This window comes from Pseudomonas sp. MBLB4136 (assembly GCF_051904765.1).
In the GTDB taxonomy this organism is placed as follows: domain Bacteria; phylum Pseudomonadota; class Gammaproteobacteria; order Pseudomonadales; family Pseudomonadaceae; genus Aquipseudomonas.
The window spans coordinates 4,761,528-4,785,994 of sequence record NZ_CP196713.1 but is presented as its reverse complement, the minus strand read 5'-3'; the positions used below and the strand labels follow the sequence as shown (position 1 = coordinate 4,785,994).

18 protein-coding genes are annotated in these 24,467 nt (G+C 65.4%); 17 read left to right on the top strand and 1 reads right to left on the bottom strand.

Annotated features, from left to right (window positions below; translation table 11 throughout):
- Nucleotides 1-7 precede the first annotated feature (7 nt).
- The 17 genes from tssH to ACSX1D_RS21800 are packed head-to-tail and all read left to right on the top strand — an operon-like array spanning nucleotide 8 to nucleotide 23,865.
- Complete coding sequence (tssH, locus tag ACSX1D_RS21880) at nucleotides 8-2,611, top strand: type VI secretion system ATPase TssH (protein WP_439860435.1); 2,604 nt, start codon at nucleotides 8-10, stop codon at nucleotides 2,609-2,611.
- Between the two features lie 10 nt (nucleotides 2,612-2,621).
- On the top strand, nucleotides 2,622-4,133 hold the full coding sequence (locus ACSX1D_RS21875; RefSeq protein ID WP_439862378.1) for a sigma 54-interacting transcriptional regulator: 1,512 nt from the start codon (nucleotides 2,622-2,624) through the stop codon (nucleotides 4,131-4,133).
- 17 nt (nucleotides 4,134-4,150) lie between these two features.
- Nucleotides 4,151-6,253 carry a type VI secretion system Vgr family protein gene (locus ACSX1D_RS21870; protein WP_439860434.1) on the top strand — a complete coding sequence of 701 codons (2,103 nt, stop codon included), beginning with the start codon at nucleotides 4,151-4,153 and terminating at the stop codon, nucleotides 6,251-6,253.
- On the top strand, nucleotides 6,250-7,128 hold the full coding sequence (locus ACSX1D_RS21865; protein ID WP_439860433.1) for a DUF4123 domain-containing protein: 879 nt from the start codon (nucleotides 6,250-6,252) through the stop codon (nucleotides 7,126-7,128). Before ACSX1D_RS21870 ends, ACSX1D_RS21865 begins: the two co-directional genes overlap by 4 nt.
- Nucleotides 7,129-7,141: 13 nt before the next feature.
- Nucleotides 7,142-7,792 (top strand): hypothetical protein, encoded by a 651-nt coding sequence (locus ACSX1D_RS21860; RefSeq protein ID WP_439860432.1) that lies wholly within the window; start codon nucleotides 7,142-7,144, stop codon nucleotides 7,790-7,792.
- 4 nt (nucleotides 7,793-7,796) lie between these two features.
- Complete coding sequence (locus ACSX1D_RS21855; RefSeq protein WP_439860431.1) at nucleotides 7,797-9,149, top strand: T6SS phospholipase effector Tle1-like catalytic domain-containing protein; 1,353 nt, start codon at nucleotides 7,797-7,799, stop codon at nucleotides 9,147-9,149.
- A gap of 53 nt (nucleotides 9,150-9,202) precedes the next feature.
- Nucleotides 9,203-9,337: a type VI secretion protein gene (locus ACSX1D_RS21850; protein ID WP_208707769.1), complete on the top strand. Its 135-nt coding sequence runs from the start codon at nucleotides 9,203-9,205 to the stop codon at nucleotides 9,335-9,337.
- Between the two features lie 19 nt (nucleotides 9,338-9,356).
- Complete coding sequence (tagH, locus tag ACSX1D_RS21845; RefSeq protein WP_439860430.1) at nucleotides 9,357-10,553, top strand: type VI secretion system-associated FHA domain protein TagH; 1,197 nt, start codon at nucleotides 9,357-9,359, stop codon at nucleotides 10,551-10,553.
- 5 nt (nucleotides 10,554-10,558) lie between these two features.
- Nucleotides 10,559-11,038, top strand: coding sequence for a type VI secretion system lipoprotein TssJ (gene tssJ / locus ACSX1D_RS21840; protein ID WP_208707767.1), 480 nt, complete (start codon nucleotides 10,559-10,561; stop codon nucleotides 11,036-11,038).
- Between the two features lie 3 nt (nucleotides 11,039-11,041).
- Nucleotides 11,042-12,373 (top strand): type VI secretion system baseplate subunit TssK, encoded by a 1,332-nt coding sequence (tssK, locus tag ACSX1D_RS21835; protein WP_208707766.1) that lies wholly within the window; start codon nucleotides 11,042-11,044, stop codon nucleotides 12,371-12,373.
- 1 nt (nucleotide 12,374) lies between these two features.
- Nucleotides 12,375-13,256, top strand: coding sequence for a type IVB secretion system protein IcmH/DotU (icmH, locus tag ACSX1D_RS21830; protein WP_439860429.1), 882 nt, complete (start codon nucleotides 12,375-12,377; stop codon nucleotides 13,254-13,256).
- Nucleotides 13,253-16,792, top strand: a complete 3,540-nt coding sequence (gene tssM / locus ACSX1D_RS21825) for a type VI secretion system membrane subunit TssM (protein WP_439860428.1) — start codon at nucleotides 13,253-13,255, stop codon at nucleotides 16,790-16,792. The genes icmH and tssM overlap by 4 nt, the downstream gene beginning before the upstream one ends.
- Entirely contained in the window at nucleotides 16,792-17,526 is a 735-nt protein-coding gene (locus ACSX1D_RS21820; protein WP_439860427.1) for a PP2C family protein-serine/threonine phosphatase, read from the top strand. The genes tssM and ACSX1D_RS21820 overlap by 1 nt, the downstream gene beginning before the upstream one ends.
- 10 nt (nucleotides 17,527-17,536) lie before the next feature.
- Complete coding sequence (locus tag ACSX1D_RS21815) at nucleotides 17,537-18,541, top strand: serine/threonine-protein kinase (protein WP_439860426.1); 1,005 nt, start codon at nucleotides 17,537-17,539, stop codon at nucleotides 18,539-18,541.
- Between the two features lie 37 nt (nucleotides 18,542-18,578).
- On the top strand, nucleotides 18,579-20,627 hold the full coding sequence (gene tssI, locus ACSX1D_RS21810) for a type VI secretion system tip protein TssI/VgrG (RefSeq protein ID WP_439860425.1): 2,049 nt from the start codon (nucleotides 18,579-18,581) through the stop codon (nucleotides 20,625-20,627).
- Nucleotides 20,628-20,687: 60 nt separating this feature from the next.
- Complete coding sequence (locus ACSX1D_RS21805) at nucleotides 20,688-23,120, top strand: hypothetical protein (RefSeq protein ID WP_439860424.1); 2,433 nt, start codon at nucleotides 20,688-20,690, stop codon at nucleotides 23,118-23,120.
- Complete coding sequence (locus ACSX1D_RS21800) at nucleotides 23,092-23,865, top strand: hypothetical protein (protein ID WP_439860423.1); 774 nt, start codon at nucleotides 23,092-23,094, stop codon at nucleotides 23,863-23,865. Before ACSX1D_RS21805 ends, ACSX1D_RS21800 begins: the two co-directional genes overlap by 29 nt.
- Nucleotides 23,866-23,935: 70 nt before the next feature.
- Here ACSX1D_RS21800 and ACSX1D_RS21795 read toward each other — a convergent pair whose 3' ends face one another.
- Nucleotides 23,936-24,421: a hypothetical protein gene (locus tag ACSX1D_RS21795; protein ID WP_439860422.1), complete on the bottom strand. Its 486-nt coding sequence runs from the start codon at nucleotides 24,419-24,421 to the stop codon at nucleotides 23,936-23,938.
- Nucleotides 24,422-24,467 lie beyond the last annotated feature (46 nt).

Genomic DNA, 24,467 nt, shown 5'->3' with positions numbered 1-24,467 from the left:
AGAGACAATGATCAACGTCGACTTGCAACAACTGGTACAGGCCCTGGACGCCGAGACCCGCCGCGACCTCGAGGCCGCCGCCGAGCGCTGCGTGATCCGCGGCGGCAGCAAGATCCTGGTCGAGGACCTGCTGCTCGGCCTGCTCGAGCGCCCCGATGGCCTGCTCGGACGGGCCCTGCAGGACGCCGAGGTGGACCCCGGCGAACTGGCCCGCGCCCTGCAACCTCGCGGCGAGCACAGCGAGTCGCGCAACCCGGTGTTCTCCACCGAACTGGTGCAATGGCTGCAGGACGCCCTGCTGGTGGCCAGCCTGGAGCTCGGCCAGAGCCAGGTGGCGCAGGCCGCGCTGGTCCTCGCCCTGCTGCGCAACCCGATGCGCTATGCCGGCAGCCACTATCAGCCGCTGCTGGCCAAGCTGAACGCCGAGCGGCTGCGCGACTTCGCCCTGGCCCAGCAGCCTGAAACCGGCGGCGCCAAGCCGGTCGCCGCGGGGGAGTCCAACCTCAAGCGCTTTACCCACAACTTCACCCAGCAGGCCCGCGACGGCAAGCTCGACCCGGTGCTGTGCCGCGACGCGGCGATCCGCCAGATGGTCGACATCCTCGCCCGCCGGCGCAAGAACAACCCGATCGTGGTCGGCGAAGCCGGCGTCGGCAAGACCGCCATCGTCGAGGGGCTGGCCCTGCGCATCGCCAGCGGCGAGGTGCCGGAGGCGCTCAGGGGCGTCGAACTGCTGAGCCTGGACCTCGGCCTGCTGCAGGCCGGCGCCAGCGTCAAGGGCGAGTTCGAGCGCCGCCTGCAAGGGGTGATCGACGAGGTCAAGGCTTCGCCCAAGCCGATCATCCTGTTCATCGACGAAGCCCACACCCTGATCGGCGCCGGTGGCCAGGCCGGCAGCGGCGACGCCGCCAACCTGCTCAAGCCGGCCCTGGCGCGCGGCGAGCTGCGCACCATCGCCGCCACCACCTGGAGCGAGTACAAGAAGTACTTCGAGAAGGACCCGGCCCTGGCCCGGCGCTTCCAGCCGGTGCAACTGCACGAGCCGACAGTCGCCGAGGCGCTGACCATTCTCCGTGGCCTGGCTCCGGTCTACGAGAAGAGCCACGGCATCTACCTGCGCGACGATGCGGTGGCCGCCGCCGCCGAACTGTCCGCCCGCTACCTGGCCGGTCGCCAGCTGCCGGACAAGGCGGTGGACGTGCTCGACACCGCCTGCGCCCGCGTGCGCATCAGCCTGGCCGCCGCGCCGGAGGCGCTGGAACGCCTGCGCGGCGAGATCGCCGAAGGCCAGCGCCAGGACCTCGCCCTGCGCCGCGACCGCGACGCCGGCCTGGCGATCGACGCAGACGCCCTGGCCCAGTTGCAGAGGCGCCTGGGCGAAGCGCGCGCCGAACTGGAGCAGCTGGAAACCCGCTGGGCCACGCAGCGTGCCCTCGCCGAGCGCCTGCTGGAACTGCGCAAGCTGTGTGCAACTGCACGCCAGGGCTCCGGCGACGAGCAAGCCGACGCCGAACCGGCAGCCGACCTGCAGCAACTGGAAGCCGAGCTGCGCGAGACCCAGGCGCAGCTGGCCGCCGCCCAGGCAGCCGAACGCCTGGTCAGCCATGAAGTCTGCCCGCGCCTGGTGGCCGAAGTAATCAGCCATTGGACCGGCGTGCCGCTGAGCCAACTGGCTCGCGAGCACAACAGCAAGGTGCTCAGCTTCGCCAGCGACCTGGCCCAACGGGTGCGCGGCCAGCCCCAGGCGATCGCAGCCCTGGACCGCGCCATGCGCGCCACCGCCGCCGGCCTGAACAAGCCCGACGCGCCGGTCGGGGTGTTCCTGCTGGTCGGCCCCAGCGGCGTCGGCAAGACCGAAACCGCCCTGGCCCTGGCCGACCTGCTGTACGGCGGCGAGCGCTTCCTCACCACCATCAACATGTCCGAGTTCCAGGAGAAGCACACGGTATCGCGGCTGATCGGCGCCCCCCCCGGCTACGTCGGCTACGGCGAGGGCGGCATGCTCACCGAGGCGGTGCGCCAGAAGCCGTACTCGGTGATCCTCCTCGACGAGGTGGAGAAGGCCGACCCGGACGTGATGAACGTCTTCTATCAGATCTTCGACAAGGGTGTGGCCAACGACGGCGAAGGGCGCGAGATCAACTTCCGCAACTGCCTGATCCTGATGACCAGCAACCTCGCCAGCGAGCGCATCGATGCGCTTTGCCAGGCCGGCCAGCGCCCGGCCAGCGAGGACCTGGAGCTGGCCATCCGCCCGACCCTGAGCCAGCACTTCAAGCCGGCGCTGCTGGCGCGCATGCGCGTGGTGCCCTACTACCCGGTGGGCGGCGAGGTGCTGAACGAGCTGGTCACCCTCAAGCTGACGCGCTTCGGCGAGCGCCTGGCGCGCCGCCAGCTGCAGTTCAGCCACTGCCCGGCCCTGGTGACGCACCTGGCCGAGCGCTGCAGCCAGGGCGACAGCGGCGCGCGTCTGATCGACCACCTGCTCGACCAGCACCTGCAGCCCCTGGTGGTCGACCGTCTGCTCGCCGCCATGGCCGGCGGCGAGGCGCTGCAGCGGGTACACGCCACCCTCGATGGCGAAGGAGCGCTGGTCTGTGAATTCGCCTGAACTGCCGCCGCTGTTTCATCAGGTCCCGCGGCCGCTGCACTTCGCCGAGGCCCTGCTGCAGCGCTACGCCGGGCTGGTGCGCACGGCCGATGTCGACAGCCTGCTCGGTGGCCTGGTCGAAGCGGCGGCACAGCTGGCCGACTGCCAACTGAGCCAGCTGTACCTGCTCGACAGCACCCACACGCGCCTGACCCTGTGCGCCGAATGGCTGGACGGCCTGCTGCAGCCACGCCAGGCCGACAGCCTGCCCAGCGACTACGACGGCGAACAGCTGCTGCAGTTCTGCCTGTGCCAGAACCAGGTGCTCAGCCTCGCCGAGCTGGACGCCAGCCTGCACCAGAGCGGCTTTCTGCCGGATGCCGCACGGCCCTGGCGCAGCCTGCTGTGCCTGCCGCTGCTGGACGAGCGCAAGCGCGTCAGCGGCCTGCTGCTGTGCGCCGACCACGCCCCCCGCGAGCTGCTCGGGTTCGCCGGCGCCCTGGGCCAGCTCGGCGCCTTCGCGATCGCCCAGCTGCACCTGCTGCAACGCCTGCGCGCGCCCAGCGGTGACAAGCCGCCGGTCACCCAGCCCGGCCCCTGTGCCAGCGGCTATGGCCTGATCGGCGACAGCCCGCGCATGCGCGACGTCTATCGGCTGATCGGCAAGGTGCTGCACAACCCGGTCAGCGTGCTGCTGACCGGCGAGACCGGCACCGGCAAGGAACTGGTGGCCCGCGCCATCCACGACTGCGGCCTGCGCCGCAGCAAGGCCTTCATCGTGCAGAACTGCGCCTCGCTGCCGGAGAACCTGCTGGAAAGCGAGCTGTTCGGCTACCGCAAGGGCGCCTTCACCGGTGCCGAACGCGACCGCAAGGGCCTGTTCGATGCGGCCGATGGCGGCACCCTGTTCCTCGACGAGATCGGCGACATGCCCCTGAGCCTGCAGGCCAAGCTGCTGCGCGTGCTGCAGGAGGGTGAGGTACGCCCGCTGGGCTCGACCTCGACGCACAAGGTCGACGTGCGCATCGTCGCCGCCACCCACCGCGACCTGCGCAGCCAGGTCGAGCAGGGGCGCTTCCGCGAGGACCTGTTCTATCGGCTGTCGCACTTCCCCATCGAGCTGCCGCCGCTGCGCGAGCGCGACGAAGACATCCTGCGCCTGGCCCGGCATTTCGCCGACAAGGCCAGCGCCTTCCTCCAGCGCGACCCGTGCCGCTGGTCCGACGCCGCCCTGGCGCAACTGGCCAGCTACGCCTTTCCCGGCAACGTGCGCGAGCTCAAGGGCCTGGTCGAGCGCGCCGTGCTGCTGTGCGAAGGCGGCGAACTGCTGCCCGAGCACTTCAACCTGCAGCACGACAGCCAGGCCGACGACGCCTGCATGAACCTGCGCGAACGCCTGGAGCGGGTCGAGCGCAACCTGCTGCTCGACTGCCTGCGCAAGAACCGCGGCAACCAGAGCCAGGCCGCCCGTGAACTGGGCCTGCCACGGCGCACCCTGCTGTACCGCATGGACCGGCTGAGCATCAGCCCGGCGGACGTATAAGGCTCAAGGAGACGAGCATGTTCAATGCAGCCAACCAGACCCACTTCAGCCTCAACCTCGCCAGTGCCGAGCAGGACCTGCAGGTGCTCGCGTTCAGCGGCCGCGAGGCGCTCAACCAGCCCTTCGAGTTCGAGGTGGAGCTGGTCAGCGAGCGCCCCGATCTCGACCTGGAATGCCTCCTGCACCAGCCCGCCTTCCTCGCCTTCGCGCCGGGCGGCGGCGGCATTCACGGGCTGGTCTACCGCGTCGCCCAGGGCGACTCCGGCCAGCGCCTGACCCGCTACCACCTCAGCCTGCGCCCGCAACTGGCGTACCTGGCCCACCGCCTCAACCAGCGCATCTTCCAGCACCTGCCGGTCGCGAAGATCATCGGCCAGGTGCTCGAGGAGCACGGCATCCAGGCCAATGCCTACCGCTTCCAGCTCGGCTCGGTCTATCCCGAGCGCGAGTACTGCGTGCAGTACGACGAGAGCGACCTGCACTTCATCCAGCGCCTGTGCGAGGAAGAGGGCATCCACTACCACTTCCAGCACAGCGCCGACGGCCATGTGCTGGTGTTCGGCGACGACCAGACGGTGTTCCCTCGGCTGGCGCCTATCGCCTACCAGCAGGACAGCGGCCTGGTGGCCGACGAGCCGGTGATCAAGCGTTTCGGCCTGCGCCTGGAAACCCGCAGCAGCCGGGTCAGCCGCCGCGACTACGACTTCGAGAAGCCGCGCCTGCTGATGGAGGCCGCCTTCACCAGCGAGTTCAGCCCGGACCTGGAGGACTACGACTACCCCGGTCGTTTCGTCGAGCGCGAGCGCGGCAAGCACCTCAGCAGACGCGCCCTGGAACGCCACCGCCATGACTACGAACTGGCCCGGGGCGAAGGCGACCAGCCGCTGCTGGTCAGCGGCCACTTCCTCGACCTCAGCGGCCATCCGCGCGCGGACTGGAACCAGCTGTGGCTGCTCACCGAGATCGAGCACGAGGGCAAACAACCCCAGGTGCTGGAAGAGTCGGTGACCAGCGACGTCGAATCCGCTGACGGCTTTACCCAGGGCTACCGCAACCGCTTCAGCGCCACGCCCTGGGACGTGGCCTTCCGCCCGCCCCTGCGCCATCCCAAGCCCCAGGTGCTGGGCAGCCAGAGCGCCGTGGTCACCGGCCCTGCGGGCGAGGAGATCCACTGCGACCAGTACGGCCGGATCAAGGTGCAGTTCCACTGGGACCGCCACGGCCAGGCCGACGACAAGACCAGCTGCTGGCTGCGCGTGTCCAGCAGCTGGGCCGGCGACCGCTACGGCGCCATCGCCATCCCGCGCGTGGGTATGGAGGTGCTGGTGACCTTCCTCGAAGGCGACCCCGACCAGCCGCTGGTCACCGGCTGCCTCTACCACAAGGAACACGTGGTGCCCTACGACCTGCCGGCGAACAAGACCCGCAGCCTGTTCAAGACCCTCAGCTCTCCCGGTGGTGGCGGCTATAACGAGCTGCGTATCGAGGACCGCAAGGGCGCCGAGCAGATCTACGTCCACGCCCAGCGCGACTGGGACGAGAACATCGAGCACGACCAGAAGGTCCGCGTCGGCCACCAGCGCCACGACAGCGTCGAGGCCAACAGCCACAGCGAGTTCAAGGCCGAGGAACACCGCACCACCCACCTCGACCGCAAGGTCGAGGCCCGCAGCGACGACCACCTGACGGTCGGCCAGAAGCAGCACGTGAAGGTCGGCAGCGGCCAGTACGTCGAGGCCGGCAACGAGATCCACTACTACGCCGGCAGCAAGGTGGTGATCGACGCCGGCATGGAACTCACCGCGGCCGGCGGCGGCAGCTTCCTCAAACTCGACCCCGGCGGCGTCACCCTGAGCGGCGCCAATATCAAGATGAACTCGGGCGGTAGCCCGGGCAAAGGCTCGGGCATCAAGATCAAGCCGCCGGTCATCCCCAATGCGGCGGACCAGGACAAGGCCGGCGAGCGCACCCAGCGGGCCCTGCTCAACAGCGTGCCGCCCGCGCCGAAGCGCACCAGCCTGAACCCACTGCGCCTGATCACCGCCGCCGAGCAGGCCGTGCCCTTCTGCAAGGAATGCGCGGAAAAGCGCGCCCACGCCATGGCAGGTAGTGCGTCATGAAGCCGTTTCAGGACTGGCTGACCGACTGGCAGCAATGCGCGGCTGACGAACGGCAGGCGGTCTACGCCCTGCTCGACGGTGCCCAGGACGCCAAGCTGCTGCAGCACATCTGGACCGCGCACCCCGACCCGCAGGCGGAGAGCCTGTTCCTGCACACCCCACGCGCCGAACTGAGCGAACAGGGCCCCTGGCTGCTGCATCTGGATGGAGAACCGGCACTGTGGCAGGAGTTGCTGGCCCAACTGGAACAGCGCCCGCTGGGCATCCTGGTCGCCAGCCCGGCCCCGCTGGCCGAACTGGCCGAGCACCTGCGCCATCTGCTCGACGCTCGCCTGGCCGATGGCGAGCTGGCGCTGATGCGCTACTACGACCCGCAGGTGATGGCCGGCCTGCAAGACCCTGCCTGCGCCTACTGGCGCGCCCAGGCCATCCGCGCCGGCGAGGCTTGGGCCGCCTGGCTGCCGCTGGAGGCTCGCGACTGCCACCTGCAAGGCCCCGCCCGCGACGCCGCGCCGCTGCCCTTGGCACCCGCCGAAATCGCCATAGACGCGGACATGCAACAGGCCCTGGCCCGCGCCAGTGCTATTCCGCGCCTGCTCGGCCAACTGCACCAGCACTGCCCCGAGCCCCTGGCGCAGTGGACAGCCCAGGATCAATACCAGTGGGCAGCGCAGTTGGATAAGCGCCTGCAACAGCACGGCATCAGCGACCGCCAGGACCGGCTGTTTCTCGCCGTGCTGGCGCTCGAGCAAGGTGAGCAACTTTGGTTGAAGCCTCAGATACAAGCGGCACTGGAGCGTAAGCAATCAACCCCAGATATCGCGTTGAGCGAACTACTGCTGGCCTGCCCCCCCGACAGTGCAAACAGGCCTTAAAGAGCAAATCTAGATGAGCATATTGAGAATCAACTTCAAATTGACAGGCGTGCTACTTGCATTCTTTTCGCTTGTCTCGAATACCGGATGCGCCAGCAAGAGCCCAGCAAGTGACGTGGACCAGGCTCAATACAATATACAGATAGGTTCTAGCGCGCCGGTCCATGGGCAGGCTCTTACGCTCCGAAACGGAGCCCAGGTATTTCACAGCCCAGTTGGCGGTGGTGCCCTGTCCGGCGGCTGGGAAAACCCAGGAACACTGGAGGAAACCTTTGACGGAACGCGCATCGCACTGTCTGGCAAAAACATAGTTCCAAGGACAGCACAAGCGAATTGGTTTTCGTATCAGACACAGAAGTACTACACAGCGCAAATTGCGCTATCACCTGACCTGCCCGACCTTATCAAGGCCCACGCAAAAGCCTTTGGAGAGAACACTACTGAACCTGCATTAATATTCGTTCTCGGCCCCAGGGGTGAAATGAAATCGGCTCTAAAGTCGTCCTGTTCCTACAGATACGTTTGCGGGAGAAATGAAAAAGTCACCGTTATTGGATATGGAACTGGGGAGGAAACAGCCGGCGATCCCAAGGTATACCTCAAGGGCACTATAAAAAGAATAAAAGAAGGAAGAATACAACCAATACCCGGGATCGAGCAATAACACTATGGACATCCTAAAAGCCTACGAAACGAGTAAAAAAATCTCTGCCGGGATAGATAACGGCTCGCTTTGCTGTGAAATACCGCAAATAGTCATTGGCGTATTCTTTGACGGCACTGGAAATAACAAAGACAACGACCGCGGTAGCTCAACCAGAGCTATGACAAATATCGCAAAACTCTCCGAGATCTATGATGAAATCCCCAGCAACCATCAATACAGGATATATATTGAAGGCATCGGAACGGTTAACGATGGTGACGATAGCGTTGTTGGCCTTGCTTTTGCGATGGGTGCAACAGGTGGTGAAGCAAGACTGCATAGCGCCCGCAAGCAGTTGCACGAATTAATCGAAAAAATACCGGAGCACCCTGGCGAAATTGTTTTCGATGTCTTCGGCTTTAGTCGAGGCGCCGCTCTGGCTCGCCATTTCGTCAATATGATCAATCATGGCCTGCCTGATTTTAACGGCAAGAAAGAAACCGTTTCGCTGTGGGACGTCCAGCTCAACCCCAATCTATTGATGGCTCGCAAGCCATATAGCCAACACCGGGGCAGCGGCAAAGGTCCAACGCGGCGCGTGGTGGATATGTACCCGCGCAGCACGGTCAGAGCCCGGGTGCGCTTCGTCGGCCTGTACGACAGCGTCGGCTCCTTCTACTGGCCGGGAAACGATGATGAGGGCAACTTCAACCTCAACCTGAAGGCCGAGTCCGCCCAGTACGTCTACCACCTGGTCGCCGGCCAGGAGGTGCGCGAGAAGTTCCCGCTGACCTCGGTGAAAAATGGCCCCTCGGCACCCGCGCATTTCGTCGAACTGACGGGCGTGGGCGTGCATTCGGATATCGGCGGCGGCTATGCCGACCCCGCCCGCGACCCGGCGAATATCGAGCGCGTGGTTCGCGAGCGCTACAGCCTCAGCGGCTTCGAGCCCAAGGAGCGGGCGCAGAAGCATGCGGTCATCGCCCATGCCCGCGCCAAGGCTGACGCCAATGGCTGGACGTGCGAGGTGCGCGGCAACACCGTCTACCTGGTCGAAGAGCGCCATACCCGCCCGCAACTGGCGCACCTGGGCCTGCACCGCATGCATCGGGAGGCGCTGTCGCGCCAGGTTCCCTTCGACGAACTGCCTGACAACGAGCTGCATCGCATTCCCGACGACCTCAAGCCCTATGCCGAGCAGTCCTTCGACCCGGCGGGGCATGCCCGTGCCTTGGCGGCGATCGAGGCGCTCGATCCGCCCTATATCCACACCTCGGCCTTCCGCTACCCGCTGGGTGTCGAGCAGCTGCCGCACACCCCGGAAAAGTCCGGCACGCGGCGCATCTTCCCCAACCAGCCGGAGAAGGCCAGCTGATGCCGCGCCTGCCATCCGCCCCGCCCCCATTCGAACCGCAAGGAGCCCCTTCGATGTTGCACCGCACCTACTCCTCCGCCCTGCTCGCCCTGGCCCTGTGTCTGGCCGGCTGCAGCGGCAACTACAAGTACAGCGACGACGCCTACCGCCCCCTGGGCGATCCGCAAGCCGAAACCCGCGGCAACTGACCGCCAGGAGCAAAACACCATGGAACTGGTCTTCGATGTGGTCAGTGCACAGCAGTTCGTGCCAGGTCTAATGACCACCAAAACCTTCAAGCAGGCCGGCGGCGTCATCGGCCGGGCCCAGGACTGCGACTGGGTGATCCCCGATCGCAAGCGTGTGCTGTCCGGGCGGCATGCCGAGGTGAGCTACCGCGACGGCGCCTTCTACCTGACCGACACCAGCAGCAACGGCGTGCAGCTCAAGGACAGCGGCGCCAGCCTGCGCAAGGGCGAGCCGCAGCGCGTCGAGCATGGCAGCGTGTACTGCCTCGGCGACTTCGAGATCCGCGCGCGGCTGATCCGCGACCCGGCGCTGTTCGAGGGCGATATCGGTCGCCCGCAGCCGGCCGGCAGCATCATCCCCGACGATGCCTTCCTCGACCTCGACCCGCTCACCGCCCTGGAGCAGCAGGAGCGGGTGTACGCCGAGGTCGACGACCTCACCGCGATCATCCGCCCGCGTTCGGTGCCGGCGCAGCAGCGCGACTACGCGCAGATCGACGAGGAGAACCTGCGGGTGCCGGAACTGGTGATGCCCACCCCGGCGCCGCAGCCCAAGCCCGCCCCCGAGCCGCAGCGCCTGCCGCCGAGCTTCTGGGAGAAGTTCGGCGAGGCCCTGGGGGTGCGCCTCGACGACCTCGACGACGACGCCCGCGAAGCCCTGGCGCTGAACGCCGCCAAGCTGCTCAAGCAGAGCGTCGGCAGCCTGCAGCAGAGCCTGCGCACCCGCAGCGAGCTGAAGAACGAGATGCGCCTGGCCCTGACCACGGTGCAGAGCGCCGGCAACAACCCGCTCAAGCACAGCGGCGATGCCGGCGAGGCGCTAAGCGCCCTGCTGCGTGGCGGCAAGGCCGGCCAGCTGCCGGCCGAACAGGCGATCAACCGCGGCTTCCGCGACCTGCAGGCGCACCAGGTGGCGCTGCTGGCGGCCAGCCGCGCGGCGGTCAAGGGCCTGTTCGAGCAGCTGTCACCGGAACAACTGGCGCTGCGTTTCGAGCGCGAGGGGCGCAAGCCGCTGATCGCCACCGCCGGCAGCCGCTGGCGCGCCTACCGGCGCCTGCACGGCGCGCTGCAACAGAACGACGACTGGAGCGAGCGCCTGTTCGCCCGTGATTTCGCCCAGGCCTACGAAGAACAGGTGCGCCTGATAGCCACCCTCAACACCGACGCTCAAGGATGATCCCCATGTTCCGCTTACCCCTTTTCGCCCTGCTCGCCAGCCTGCTGGCCCTGGCCGGCTGCTCGGCGCTGTCGCCCTACTCGAAGATGACCAAGCTCGATCTCGAGCTCAGCGGCAGCGAGCAGCTCAACCCGGACCTCAATGGCCGACCCTCGCCCATCGTCCTGCGCCTGATCGAGCTCAAGCACCCGGTGGCCTTCGAGAACGCCGACTTCTTCTCCCTCTACCAGCGGCCGAAGAAGGCCCTGGCGCCGGACCTGGTGACCCAGGAAGAGCTTGAGTTGCGGCCGGGCGAAACCCGCCGCCTGAGGCTCTCCGTTCAGGATGGCAGCCGCTACGTCGGCGTGCTCGCCGCCTACCGCGACCTGCCGGAAACCAGCTGGCGCTACGTCATCCCGCTGCAGGCGCAGGCGCGCAACCAGATCGCCCTGACCCTGGATGCCCAGGGCATCCAGGCGCTCGACGACAACCAGGACGAGGACTGAGCCATGACCATGCACAAGGTGGTCTGGCAGGAAGGCATGCTGCTGCGCCCGCAGCACTTCCAGCAGAGCGACCGTTACTACGAGCACCAGCTCAAGACCCGCACGCAGAAGCTGGCCAGCTACGCCTGGGGCTTCTTCGAGCTGGAGATCGACCGCCAGTTCCTCAACATGGGCAAGCTGGTGGTGAGCAAGGCCAGTGGCGTGCTGCCCGATGGCAGCCTGTTCGACATCGGCGCCGAGCGCGAGCCGCTGGCCCTGGACGTGCCGCCGAATACCGGCAATACCCCGGTGTACCTGGCCCTGCCGCTGGTCACCGGCAACCATATCGAGAGCCGCCGCCCCGAGCAGCAGGACGTGCTGGCGCGCTACACCGCCTTCGACGAGGAAGTGGCCGACTCCAACGCCGGCGATAGCGCCTCCAGCCAGGTCAGCTGCGGCCGTCCGGACTTCCGCCTGCTGCTCGGCGAGCAGCAGAGCGACCAGGCCTACGTCAAGCTGCAGCTGTGCGAGGTGCTGGACACCACCCCGGACGGGGTCATCAGCCTCGACCCGGAGTTCATCCCCACCTACGTCAATTTCCAGGCCTCCGGCTACCTGCTGTCCTGCCTCAAGGAGGTGATCAGCATGCTCGGCCACCGCGGCGACATCCTCGCCGAGCGCATCCGCGCCACCGGCAAGGTCGGCGGCGCCGAGGTCGGCGACTTCATGATGCTGCAGCTGATCAACCGCTTCGAACCGGTGCTGCGCCACTACCTGGGCATCGAGCAGGTGCACCCGGAACAGATCTACCGCGAGCTGCTGGGCCTGCTCGGCGAGCTGGCGACCTTCTCCAGCGAGACCAAGCGCCCCCGCCTGGACAGCCGCTACCAGCACAGCGACCAGGGTTTGAGCTTCCGCAAGCTGATGGACGCGATCCGCCAGGTGCTGTCGATGGTCCTGGAGCAGCATGCCATCGAGCTGCTGCTGCAGCAGCGCCAGTACGGCATCCAGGTGTCGCCGCTGCACGACCACAAGCTGCTCGGCACCTCCGCCTTCGTCCTCGCCGCCAGCGCCCAATGCGATTCGGAGGAGCTGCGCCAGCGCCTGCCGGCGCACCTGAAGATCGGTCCGGTGGAGCGCATCCGCCAGCTGGTCAACCTGCACCTGCCGGGGATCAAGGTCAAACCGCTGCCGGTGGCGCCACGGCAGATCCCCTTCCACTCCGGCAAGACCTACTTCGCCTTGGAACTCGGCTCCGAGGACCTGGCGCAGCTGGAAAGCTCCGGCGGCTTCGCCTTCCACGTGTCCGGCGAGTTCTCCGGGCTTGAGCTGAAATTCTGGGCGATCAGGAACTGATATGACGACCAAGGACATGGAATACGGCCAGGACGACAAGACCGTCATCCTCAACCGCCAGGGCGATGCCCCGGCCCACAGCCCGCTGACCGACTTCGCCGCGGCGCCGAAATTCGAGCAGCTGGAGGAGCGGATGATCTACGCCGCGCGCCTGCGCCCGGCGGAAAGCTTCAACATCAGCCTCAACCCGCTGGTGGCCGCGGCCTCCGCGCTGCTCTCGGAGGTGGTGCGGCTCAAGCACAGCTTCGACAGCGAGGACCTGCACAGCCTGCACCAGCGCCTGTCCGGCGCGATCAAGCTGTTCGAGCACCGCGCCCTGCACGACGGCGCCGAGAGCAGCCAGGTGATGGCCGCGCGCTACGTGCTGTGCACCGTGGTCGACGAGGCGGTGGTGACCACCCCCTGGGGCAACGAGAGCGAATGGTCGCAGATGAGCCTGCTGTCCTCCTTCCACAACGAGACCTTCGGTGGCGAGAAGTTCTTCCAACTGCTCGAGCGCCTGTCGCGCAACCCGGTCAAGCACCTGCCGATGCTCGAGCTGATGTACCTGTGCCTGTCGCTCGGCTTCGAAGGCAAGTACCGCGTGCTGCCACGCGGCATGCTCGAGCTGGAGGCGGTGCGCGACAGCCTGTACCGGCAGATCCGCCAGATGCGCGGCGACGTGCCGCGGGAGATCTCGCCGCACTGGCAGGGCCTCAAGGACAACCGCCGGCGCCTGGTGCGCATCGTCCCCTGGTGGCTGGTGGCGCTGCTGACCCTGGTCAGCCTCGGGGTGATCTATAGCGGTTTCGCCTGGGTCCTGGGCGAGCAACGCGCGACCGTTCTGCAGCCGTACGAGCAACTCGACCCGTCCGCGGGTGCACTCATGGATGATCTGAAATGAAGAGCTTTTTCGGCAAGTTAGCCGCATTTTTCCGCAAGACCTGGGTCTGGAGCCTGTGCCTGGTGCTGCTCCTGGCCCTGCTGGTGTGGTTCGTCGGTCCGCTGCTGGCGGTCGACGACTACAAGTTCTGGGAACCCGCCACCAGCCGCCTGCTGAGCATCAGCGCGCTGTTCCTGCTGTGGGGCCTGGCCATGGTCTTCGCCAGCTGGAAGGCCACGGCACGCAAGAAGGCCGCGCAAGACGACGCCGACGCCCAGGAGCGCCTGCGCCGCGAGGGCCTGATCGACGAGGAGCAGCTCGAGCTGCGCAACCGCTTCAATGACGCCCTGCGCACCCTCAAGCGCTCCAGCCTGTACCGCGGGCGCAGCGAGAAATGGCGCAACGAGCTGCCCTGGTACCTGCTGCTCGGCCCCCAGGGCAGCGGCAAGACCAGCCTGCTGGACTTCTCCGGCCTGGACTTCCCGCTCAACCGCGGCGACAACCAGCGGCTGACCAAGGATGTGTCCGGCACCCGCTACGCCGACTGGTACTTCGCCGACCACGCGGTGCTGATCGACACCTGCGGCCGTTACCTGAGCCAGCCCGACCCGCTGGTCGACGGGCGCGCCTGGGACTTCCTGCTCGGCCTGCTGCGCAAACGCCGCGCGCGGCCACTGAATGGCGTGCTGGTGAATATCCCGGTCGAGCAGCTGCAGGGCGGCAGCGAAGTCGAGCTGGAGAACCTGGCGCGGCAGACCCGCCAGCGCCTGCACGAGATCCACCAGCGCCTGGGCGCCAGCGTGCCGGTCTACCTGGTGCTGAGCAAAGCCGACAAGGTGCTGGGCTTCGACGAGTTCTTCGACCAGCTGTCGCGCGAGGAAAGCGAACAGGTGCTCGGCGCCAGCTTCCGCAAGGAGCAGGACGCCACCGACGTCGCCGTGGTGCGCCAGGAGTTCGAGGAACTGCTGCGCCGCCTCAACAGCCAGGTGATCCTGCGCATGCATCAGGAGCGCGACACCCAGCGCCGCGGCCGTATCCTCGACTTCCCGCACCAGCTCGGGCAGATCGGCGAGCGCCTGTGCCTGTTCATCGAGCTGGCCTTCAGCGGCAACCGCTACCAGCGCGCCAGCCAGTTGCGCGGCTTCTACCTGACCAGCGCCCCGCAGCTCGGCGACCAGCTCGACCCGAGCACCAGCGGCATCGGCCGCAACCTCGGCCTGGCCAGCAGCACCCTGCCGACCTTCCGCAGCGGCCGCGCACGCTTCATCCACCAGCTGCTCGACCGGGTGATCTTCCCCGAGGCCGAGCTGGCCGGCCTGGACCAGAAGGAGGTGCAGCGCATCGACTGGGGCCAGCGCGCCATGTACGCCGGCGCCCTCGCCGTGCTGGCGCTGTTCGGCGCCCTCTGGGCCAGCGGTTTCTCGAGCAACCACGGGCGCCTGGAACAGCTGCGCGAGATCGCCCAGCAGCTGACCCGCCAGCATGACGCGGTGGCCGCCCAGGACGACGCCCTGCGCACCCTCGAGGCGCTGGACAGCAGCTATGCCGCCACCCGCGTGTTCCCACCGGTCGAGCAGCTGTCCTACCTGCAGCGCGGCGGCCTGTACCAGGGCGAGGCGCTCGCACCGACCCTGCAGCGCGCCTACCGCGGCGAACTGGAGAACCTACTGCTGCCGAGGGTCGCGCGCCAGCTGGAGGCGCAGATCCGCGCCAACCTCGGCGACCGCGAGCGTCTGCTCAACAGCCTGCGCGCCTACCTGATGCTCAGCCTGGAAGAGCGTCGCGACGTGGCCTTCCTGCAGGAATGGCTGGCGGCCGACTGGTCGCTGCGCTACAGCGGCAACAGCGCCGCCCAGCGCGGCCTCAACCAGCACTTCGAGCGCCTGCTGGCCGAGCCCTTCGCGCCCTACGCGCTGAACGCACCGCTGGTGGCCCAGGCGCGCCAGGTGCTGCGCAGCGAGTCGCTGGCGGCGGTGGTCTACCGCATGCTCCGCGAGCAGGCGCGCAGCCTGCCGGACTACCGCCTGAGCCAGAAGCTCGGCCCCCAAGCCGGACTGTTTGTCGGCAGCGACTACGCCATCCCCGGCTTCTACACCCAGGCCGGCTACCAGAAACTGTTCGTCGCCCAGGGCGGCGACCTGGTGCGCGACATCCTGCGTGACAACTGGGTACTCGGCGAAGGCGACAGCCTGAGCAGCAACGACCTCGGCCGCCTGCTGGTGGAGATGGAGCAGCTGTACTTCCGCGACTACGCCAACTACTGGGGCGAGGCCCTGGCCCAGCTGAGCCTGGAGCCGATCGCCAGCGCCAACCAGGGCGCCCTGCAGCTGGCCGGCCTGACCGCCGCCAACTCGCCGCTGCTGCAACTGCTGGTGGAGGTGCGCGACAACACCCGCTTCAAGGGCCTGGCCGAGGCCGCCGATGACGCCGGCGCCGCCGCCGAGGCGTTGCAGGGCGCCAAGGGCAAGCTGGGCAAGGCCGCCAAGCTGGCCAGCGCCGCGGCGCAGCAGGCCCAGGCCGCCCTGGTCAAGAACCTGCCGGACACCGCGCGCAAGACCCTGGAACGGCGCTTCGAGCCGCTGCACCGCCTGCTCGACGACAACGGCGGTGCCGGCGCCGAACTGGCCGGCAGCCTGCAGGCGCTCGACGCCCTGCAGCTGCAACTGGCCGGCCTGGCCCACTCCAGCGCCCCGGAACAGGCCGCCTTCGAGCTGGCCAAGGCACGCATGAGCGGCCGCCGCGACGCCATCAACCAGCTGCGCGGCAGCGCCGCCCGGCTGCCCCAGCCGATCGGCAACTGGCTCGCTTTGCTCGCCGAGGACAGCTGGATGCTGGTGCTGGGCGACGCCTACCACTACCTCAACCAGCGCTACCAGAGCGAGCTGTACGCCGCCTACGACGGCGCGCTGAAGCAGCGCTACCCGTTCAGCGCGCACAGCGAGAGCGAGGTGGCGATCGCCGACTTCCGCGAGTTCTTCAAGGGCCAGGGCATCGCCCAGCGCTTTTTCGACGGCTACCTCAAGCCCTTCGTCAGCGGCAGCGCCGGCCAGTACCGCCTGCGCCAGGTCGATGGCCGCGGCCTGCCGCTGTCGCGCGAGTTCCTGCTGCAGATGAGCCACGCGCAGACCATCCGCCGCAGCTTCTTCGCCGAGGACCCGAACGAACCCAAGGTGCTGTTCAAGCTCGAGCCCTACTCGCTGGACTCCAGCCTCAGCCGCGCCGACTTCCGCTTCGGCAGCCAGCAACTGGAGTACCGCCACGGACCGATCGTGCAGACCGCCTTCAACTGGCCGGCCGAAGCCGACGAGGGCCGCACCAGCCTGGTGGTCGAAGAGCTCGGCGGGCGCCGCGTGGGCATCGAGAAGAACACCGGGCCCTGGTCGCTGTTCCGCCTGCTCGACCTGATGAAGGTCGACTACCACAGCGGCCGCGACGTGCTGATGCTCAAGGCCGACCTCGGCGGCCTGCGCGCCAACTACCTGCTGCACAGCCAGCGCTCGCCGAACCCCTTCGACCTCGGCCTGCTGCGCAGCTTCAAGCTGCCGGCGACGCTCTGATGCCGGCAGTCGCCGTGAACACCTGGCGCAGCGCCGCGCGCACCGATACCGGCAAGGTCCGCGCGCGCAACGAGGACGCCTTCCTGGCCCTGCCGGAGCAGGGCCTGTGGGCGGTCGCCGACGGCATGGGCGGCCACCAGAACGGCGCCCTGGCCAGCCGCCTGATCGTCGAGCAGCTGGCCGAGCTGCCCGCCGAGGGCGGCCTGCAGCAGCGCCTGGGACGGCTGCGCCAGTGCCTGCACGGGCTCAACCGGCACCTCAGCCAGGCCCTCACGGTCACCGCCGAACGCCCGGACACGGTGATCGGCAGCACCGTGGTCGCGCTGCTGGTGGAGGGCGCACGCGCCGCCTGCATCTGGGCCGGCGACAGCCGCTGCTACCTGTGGCGCGGCGGCCGCCTGTATCAGCTCAGCCGCGACCACTCGCTGCGCCAGCAGCTGATCGACGAACAGGGCCTGGCGCCCCAGGAAGCCGCGCGGCATCCGGCGGCCCATGCCCTGACCCGCGCCATCGGCGCCAGCGAGACGTTGCAGCTGGACATCCTCGAGCTGGACGTGCTGCCCGGCGATGCCTTCCTGCTGTGCAGCGACGGCCTGTACCAGGGCCTGTCGGTCGACGAACTGAGCGCCGCCCTCAACCTGCCCTCGCCGCAACTGGCGATGAACCGGCTGTTCCAACAGGCCCTCGACGGCCCGGCGCGGGACAACCTGAGCGCCGTGGTGATTCGCCAATGAGGACCGAGGAATGAGTGAAGCCTTGCTCGACGGCACGCCGGCACTCGGCGGCGAAGCCAGCGACCTGACCTACTTCGCCCTGGCCGCCACCGCGGCCCCGGCGCAGGCGGCGCCCGCCCACGAGCCGGTGCGACTCGGCGAGCTGCCGGAGGTACTCGGCGGCCGCTACCGCATCGAACGCCTGCTCGGCGTCGGCGGCATGGGCGCGGTGTACCGTGCCCGCGACCTGCTGCGCGAACAGTTCGGCGACCCCGAGCCCTATGTCGCGGTCAAGACCCTGAGCGACGACTTCGCCGAGTACCCGGACGCCAATACCCTGCTGTACAGCGAGTTCGCCCTCACCGCGCGGCTCAGCCACCGCCATGTGGTGCGCCTGTTTGGCTTCGAGGTGGACCTGCCGAGCCAGCGCGCCTTCCTCACCCTGGAACTGCTCAAGGGTCCGACCCTCGATCAGCTGCTGGGCGAGCGTCCCGAGGGCCTGAACTGGCCCGAACTGCACGAGATCGCCATCGCCCTGCTCGAGGCCCTGAGCTACTCGCACGACCAGGGCGTGCTGCACGGCGACCTCAAGCCCAGCAATGTGATGCTCGCCGCCGACGGCCTGCGCCTGTTCGACTATGGTCTCGGCCAGCCGCTGGAGGGGCTGCTGCCCGGTCTGCCGCGCCTGTGCCGCAGCCGCTTCGCCGCCTGGACGCCGCGCTACGCCGCGCTGGAACTGCTCGACGGCGCGCCGCTGTCCGCCGCCGCCGATGTCTATGCCCTGGCCTGCGTGCTGTACGAGCTGAGCAGCGGTCGCCACCCGTTTCGCCGCCTCAGCGCCAAGCAGGCCAAGGCCATGCAGCTGGACAACGACCTGCAACGGCCGCCCCAGCTGCCGCCCCACTGCTGGCACGCCCTGCGCACGGCCCTGGCGTTCGATCCGGCGCAACGCAACATCGGCTGCGCCGAGCTGCTCGAAGCATTTCGCACGCCGCCGCCAACGCGGCTGCAACGCTGGCTGCGCCCGGCGCGCTGACGGCCCCCATGGATGAGTTCTGCACAAGGAAATCGCAATGTTCAACCCGGCCAATGAAAGCCATTTCAGCCTGAGCATCGAGGGCGTCGAGCACGACCTGCAGGTGCTCGCCTTCAACGGTCGCGAGGCGATCAGCCAGCCCTACGCCTTCGAGCTGGAGCTGGTCAGCGAACGCCCCGACCTCGACCTGCAGAGCCTGCTGCACCAGCGCGCCTTCCTCGCCTTCAGCCCGGATGGCCCGGGCATCCATGGGCTGATCCATCGAGTGGCCCAGGGCGAATCCGGCAAGCGCCTGACCCGCTACAGCCTGCGTATCGTGCCGCAGCTGGCCTACCTGGCCCATCGTCACAACCAGCGCATCTTCCAGCACCTGACGGTGCCGCAGATCGTCGCCACGGTGCTGGAGGAGCACGGCATCCTCGCCGACGCCTACCGCTTCCAACTCGGCCCCACTGCCTACCCCGAGCGCGACTACTGCGTGCAGTACGACGAGAGCGACCTGCACTTCGTCCAGCGCCTGTGCGAGGAGGAAGGCATTCACTACCACTTCCGGCACAGCACGGACGGCCATGTACTGGTGTTTGGCGACGAGCAGAGCGCCTTCGCCAGGCTCGGCCAGCCCACCGCCTACCTGCAGGACAACGGCATGACCGCCGATGAGCCGGTGATCAAGCGCCTGCGGGTACGCCTGGAAACCCGCACCAGCCACACCACCCGCCGCGACTACGACTTCGAGCAGCCACGCCTGCTGATGCAGGCGGCGCACAAGGCCGAGCGCCCCCCCGAGGCCGCGCCGCTGCCGGACCTGGAGGACTACGACTACCCCGGGCGCTTTGTGGACCGCAAGCGCGGCAAGCACCTCAGCCAGCGCCAGCTGGAGCGACATCGCGCCGACTACCGTCTGGCCGAAGGTCGCAGCGACCAGCCCAGGCTGGTCAGCGGCCACCTGCTGGAAATCTCCGAGCATCCGCGCCGCGAGTGGAACGACCTGTGGCTGCTCACCGAGGTCGTCCATGAGGGCAAGCAGCCCCAGGTGCTGGAAGAGTCGGTGACCCACGACGTGCAGATCGCTGATGGTTTCACTCAGGGCTACCGCAACCGCTTCCGCGCCACCCCCTGGGACGTGCCCTTCCGCCCGCCGCTGGCCCATCCGAAACCGCGCGTGCTAGGCAGCCAGAGCGCGGTGGTCACCGGCCCGGCCGGCGAGGAGATCCACTGCGACCAGTACGGCCGGGTCAAGGTGCAGTTCCACTGGGACCGCCACGGCCAGGCCGACGACAAGACCAGCTGCTGGCTGCGCGTGTCCAACAGCTGGGCCGGTGACGGCTATGGCGCCATCGCCATCCCGCGCATCGGCATGGAAGTGCTGGTGACCTTCCTCGAAGGCGACCCCGACCAGCCCCTGGTCACCGGCTGCCTGTATCACAAGGAACACGTGGTGCCCTACGACCTGCCGGCGAACAAGACCCGCACGGTCTTCAAGACCCTCAGCAGCCCGGGTGGCGGCGGCTACAACGAACTGCGTATCGAGGACCGCAAGGGCGCCGAGCAGATCTACCTGCACGCGCAGCGCGACTGGGACGAGAACATCGAACACGACCAGCGCATCCGCGTCGGCCACGAGCGCCACGATACGGTCGAGGCCAACAGCTACACCGAGCTGCAGGCCGAGGAGCACCTGACGGTGCACGGCGACCGCAGGGTCCAGGTCAAACCCGACGACCACCTCACGGTCGGGCAGAACCAGCACATCAAGCTCGGCAGCGCCCAACTGACCAAGGCCGGCCGGGAGATCCACCTCAAGGCCGGGCAGAAGATGGTGATCGAAGCCGGCACCGAACTGACCCTCAAGGCCGGCGGCAGCTTCATCAAACTCCACCCCGGCGGCATCACGATTTCCGGCCCCCTGGCCAAGATCAACGCCGGCGGCGCGCCGGGCAAGGGCTCGGGCATCAAGATCAAACCGCCGGTACTGCCGGGGGCAGCGGACAGCGACAAGGCGGGCAACCTGCTGGACGAGGCGCTGCTGAACTCGCTGGCGCAGAAGAAGAAAAAGCCCAAGCGCATGCTCAATTTCTCCGGCTGACAGGGATAGACGCAAGCCACCGCATGGCTTGCACACAAGGATTAGGGATTTGGAAAAATCATGGCAGACAGCAAACCGATCAACTGGGCGTATCCGTTTCCAAACACGGGGACGGCGATCAACCCTCTGCAGTATCTGACCAATATGGCCAAGGCCAGTGGTGGCTACTACCCGACAGGCGAAAACGGTCTATGGCATGGCGGCGTGCATTTCGACAAAGGCACCGCCGCAGTCTTCGATCAATCCAGCGTGCGCTGCATCGCCGACGGCGAGGTGATCGCCTACCGAATTAATGACAGCTACCCGATCAGCGAGTACCGCGACGATGTTCCCATGGTCAAGCGCGCACCATTTTCTTCGGGGTTCGTCCTGGTCAAACATAGGCTTCAGCCCCCCCGACCGAGCAACGGAGGCGCAACAACCAGCGAACAGTCCCCCCCCGCGCTGACCTTTTACAGCCTGTATATGCACCTGCAGGATTGGGCCGCCTATCAGGCCAAATCAAGCCTCCCCCGGCCAACATTCTGGGGGGCGGACACGTATATAGTCGACACCAAGGATCAAGGCCTCAATGTCCGTGCCGAGCCCAACACCAACGGGGCGAAATTGGCGGTGCTGAGCAAAGGTGCGCAGGTTACCGTCAGCCATTCAGGGGGCGATTTCTGTAAGTTGCTCAGCATCGTCAGCGGTGCAGCCGAACCGGCCCTGACGCCAGACAGCGAAGGCAAGCTACCCGGCTTTGTCGCCTTCAAATTGCTCAAGGCCCAGCTCGAACCCAAAGCCAAGGACAGTGTGGTGGTGCTGGACACAGGCATCGCGATCAAGGCCGGCGACCTGATCGGTCATCTAGGCACCTATCAAAACCACAACGGCGCAGCACAACCTCTGCTGCATCTGGAAGTGTTCAGCTGCGAAGACGTGCCTGGCTTTATCAGCAAAAGCCAAGCCTGGGCCCGTACCCTGCCAGATGCCGATAAAACCCTGCTCAAGGTCCACAAGGATGCCAGTCGGCTGATCTCGCACCGTGACGATATCAAGCCCGACAACCCACCCAAACAAGGCGATCCGGGCAACCGGATCGGTGTAGACCTGATCATTCCACAAGCCTTGCTGGACGGATTGCCGGCCACCCACAAAATCAAGGTCAGCAACGCGGCCTCCGGCAGCAGTACGACCAACACAACCAACTGGTGGCGTCTGGACGGGCTGTTCGCCGACAAGGATGGCAACCTCATCAACGGCTGGCTTGCTGAACAGGACCTCATCACCACGCGCCATAGCCCATGGGAATGGCCAGGTTTCCAATGCATCGAAGACACTGGCACACCGGTCGAAAAGCTCGCCTATACCTTCAACGCCAAAGGCATGCTGAGTGAGGAGGAAAAGCAAAACTATCGCACCCAGATCAACAAGGCCGACGGCGGCCCTGTCCTGGCCATTGCCCGTCTCTTCGACATCGTCGACAGCGACAAAGACGGCGTACTAACCAGCGACGAAATTCGCGCAGCCCTCGGCAAACCCTGGCACGCCCAAGTGCTGGGTCAACTCATCACCAAGTACGAGAGCGAGTGGTACTGGGACAAGAGCAAATGGGACGAACTCGACCCGTTGCTGGCAGAACAACCCGGCAAGCCAAATCCTATATGGGAAGTGGAAAAACAGCGGATCGAGAAACTGAGCTGGTGGAGCGATCTGGCAGGCAGGCATGGGATTAGGGGGGATGGGAAGGCGTGGCATTTTCAGCCGGCTACGCTGGCTGGCAATCTTATTAAAGGTAATAAAATTAATATAACTATCGAAATGCTCAAGAAAGTTTTCGAAGGATTAGAGGGAACAACGACGAAAGATACTTTGCTCGCAGAAATGGCAAGTCAGTTAAACCAAAACTCGGACAAATATAAGCTGGACACAGTGTTACGCCTGAGCCATTTCTTTGCGCAAGTCAGGCAAGAGGTGGGGGCGAGCTGCAAAATTATAGAAAATGATTTCACATATAGCGCCACAGCCCTAAAAGGGCTTTTTGGATATTTTATAAACAATCATGCCGAAGCAGACCTATATGGATACAGTGATACTAAGTATGTATCACCAGAAAACCAGATAGCTATCGCCAACCGGGCTTACGCCAATAAAAATGGAAATGGAAATGTGGCTACTGGTGACGGCTGGTCATATAGAGGTCGGGGCCTTAAGCACTTGACTGGACGATCCAACTATAGAGCATTTGAAAAATTCCACAGAGCATTCTGGAATGAAGATACGAAATTCGAAGAAAGCCCTGATTTAATATCCGAACAAGACAAATACACCGTCAGAGCGGGCGTATATTTTTGGCTCTCAAATAGACTGCACGAACTTGCCGACAAAGGCGATACAGACACACAAGTAGACAACATTACAAAGATAATAAACTTGAAAACCAAAAGCTATAAAGAGCGCCAGAATCACTTCAAAAGGATTTACCATGTTGAGAAAATATTTTCTGATGTATAGCCTACACATCAGCCTTCTACTGTTTGTATCTCATGCAAATGGAGCCGGCTGGTATCAGGTGAAAAATTATAGCGGTCACATAGGCAAATACCCTGTAACCATTTCACTGCAGCACTATAAAAATTTTGGCAGCGGCCTTGAGTTCAACGGCAGCTACTATTACAACAAGCAATTAAAGCCCATCCCACTATATGGCAAGCAAAACAAAGATGGCAATATAGAGCTTTGCGAGACCCACAGCTCTTCCGACTTCAATTCGATATTTATACAAGGCACACAAGAAAATATTAATACAAGTGCATGCCATTTTTTATTAACTCTCACCACAAGTGGCGCAGTCGGCGAGTGGCGCAGAGGCAATAAGAAGCTCACAGTCAATTTGAGCATGATCGGCAGTCTTGACAACACTGAAAACGGGAACTTGAATGGCACCATGGAAGTGCCATTCTGGGGGCAAACACTACAACACAGCTTCATTGGAGTTTATGAGCCTAGCAACTCAGGAGTAAAAATAACCAAGATAAAAGTCATAAATAGAAATTCAGAAAAACTTGTTCAGGAGTTCAACCCACAAGAAAGTTGTGATTTTGGATTTTTCATGACCCCTATATTTATGAACATTGACAGCCTCCACTCAACGAATCGCGAGGAGGTAATTCTAAACTGTGGAACCCCTCAAGGCGGAGATTTTGTTATTTACTCTTTCGATAAAAAACAGAAGAAATTCATACCGCAAACCCAATAGTTTCTAGAGAAAGGGGACAAGTTTATTTCCAAAAAATAGACCAGCCCCTCATCAACCCCCCAAACGCCCCTTACTCATACATCAACAACCACCCCGCCGCCTTTAGCTGCTCCCCCTCCACCGCGAACAGCAGCTGGTCGTGCTGGCCGCGCCAGTCGTAGGCCCAGAGTTCGCCGGTGGGTTGGCCGCGCCATTCGGTCTGGCGCAGCCCGTCGGCATATCCTTTCGACGCCGGCGTCCAGACTCGGTCCGGGGTGCCGAGCAGAGCCTGTAGCTGCGCCGCGTCGTAGTGCTCGGCCCAGGCCAGGTCGAGCAGCTGCTGCATCAGTAGGTGCTTGGCGCCCTGCCATTTGTCGACCTGGTCGTCCCACGCGCCGCCGGTGAAATGCCCCGGTTTGGCGCGCATCGCTTGCCACTCGTGGGCCAGGCGCTGGGCTTCGGTCGACAGCTGCGGCGCGGGTTCGGCGACGGCGCAGGCCGTCAGCAGGGCGGCCAAGCCACAGGCCGCCAGCTTGTCGAGCAGGCTGCCCAGCACTGATCTTCGTGAATGCGACATATCCTTATATCTCCGTGATCGATTCGACACTTCCCGCGCGCGAAGT

Coding starts and splice junctions, on each gene's coding strand:
- tssH (WP_439860435.1), top strand. CDS start 8: ATGATCAACGTCGACTTGCAACAACTGGTACAGGCCCTGGACGCCGAG.
- ACSX1D_RS21870 (WP_439860434.1), top strand. CDS start 4,151: ATGTTCAATGCAGCCAACCAGACCCACTTCAGCCTCAACCTCGCCAGT.
- ACSX1D_RS21865 (WP_439860433.1), top strand. CDS start 6,250: ATGAAGCCGTTTCAGGACTGGCTGACCGACTGGCAGCAATGCGCGGCT.
- ACSX1D_RS21860 (WP_439860432.1), top strand. CDS start 7,142: ATGAGCATATTGAGAATCAACTTCAAATTGACAGGCGTGCTACTTGCA.
- ACSX1D_RS21855 (WP_439860431.1), top strand. CDS start 7,797: ATGGACATCCTAAAAGCCTACGAAACGAGTAAAAAAATCTCTGCCGGG.
- ACSX1D_RS21850 (WP_208707769.1), top strand. CDS start 9,203: ATGTTGCACCGCACCTACTCCTCCGCCCTGCTCGCCCTGGCCCTGTGT.
- tagH (WP_439860430.1), top strand. CDS start 9,357: ATGGAACTGGTCTTCGATGTGGTCAGTGCACAGCAGTTCGTGCCAGGT.
- tssJ (WP_208707767.1), top strand. CDS start 10,559: ATGTTCCGCTTACCCCTTTTCGCCCTGCTCGCCAGCCTGCTGGCCCTG.
- tssK (WP_208707766.1), top strand. CDS start 11,042: ATGACCATGCACAAGGTGGTCTGGCAGGAAGGCATGCTGCTGCGCCCG.
- icmH (WP_439860429.1), top strand. CDS start 12,375: ATGACGACCAAGGACATGGAATACGGCCAGGACGACAAGACCGTCATC.
- tssM (WP_439860428.1), top strand. CDS start 13,253: ATGAAGAGCTTTTTCGGCAAGTTAGCCGCATTTTTCCGCAAGACCTGG.
- ACSX1D_RS21820 (WP_439860427.1), top strand. CDS start 16,792: ATGCCGGCAGTCGCCGTGAACACCTGGCGCAGCGCCGCGCGCACCGAT.
- ACSX1D_RS21815 (WP_439860426.1), top strand. CDS start 17,537: ATGAGTGAAGCCTTGCTCGACGGCACGCCGGCACTCGGCGGCGAAGCC.
- tssI (WP_439860425.1), top strand. CDS start 18,579: ATGTTCAACCCGGCCAATGAAAGCCATTTCAGCCTGAGCATCGAGGGC.
- ACSX1D_RS21805 (WP_439860424.1), top strand. CDS start 20,688: ATGGCAGACAGCAAACCGATCAACTGGGCGTATCCGTTTCCAAACACG.
- ACSX1D_RS21800 (WP_439860423.1), top strand. CDS start 23,092: ATGTTGAGAAAATATTTTCTGATGTATAGCCTACACATCAGCCTTCTA.
- ACSX1D_RS21795 (WP_439860422.1), bottom strand. CDS start 24,421: ATGTCGCATTCACGAAGATCAGTGCTGGGCAGCCTGCTCGACAAGCTG.